Consider the following 422-nt stretch of genomic DNA (forward strand, 5'->3'; position numbering starts at 1 on the left):
GAGTGAGGCGGCTTCGACCACGCTGATCGACGTCGGTCGTAGCGCCAGGTCGTCCTCGTGGACGGCGATGCGTTCGGCGAAGGTGCCGATTCGGCCGTCACGGGGGCGGGCGTAGACCTCGTCGCCGACGGAGAACTGTCGAACGCGGGCGCCGACTCCGATGACGGTACCCGCCAGATCGTGTCCGAGAGTCAACGGCGCCGGGTAGTGGAGCAGTTGTTTGAACTCGCCGATGCGGATCTTCTCGTCGAGCTGGTTGAGGCCGGCTGCCTGAATTTCGACGAGTACGTCGTGGTCACCGACGATCGGCTCGCGCACGGTCGTCTCCTGCAGCGGCCGCTTGTACGCAGCGAAGGCGAAGGCTTTCACGACTGATCGCCACTGTTGGTCGCGGAGGAGGAGGCGGCGGCGGTGTGCGGCTC

Annotated in this window: 1 protein-coding gene; it reads right to left on the reverse strand. The window is 66.4% G+C overall.

Annotation, left to right across the window (positions count from 1 at the left end; genetic code table 11):
- Window positions 1-369: alcohol dehydrogenase catalytic domain-containing protein (locus AZG88_RS32280; protein WP_231914278.1), on the reverse strand; the 369-nt coding region annotated here is incomplete at its 3' end.
- Window positions 370-422 lie beyond the last annotated feature (53 nt).

Origin of the sequence: Rhodococcus sp. LB1, assembly GCF_001583455.1 — a bacterium.
Lineage (GTDB): Bacteria > Actinomycetota > Actinomycetes > Mycobacteriales > Mycobacteriaceae > Rhodococcus_F > Rhodococcus_F opacus.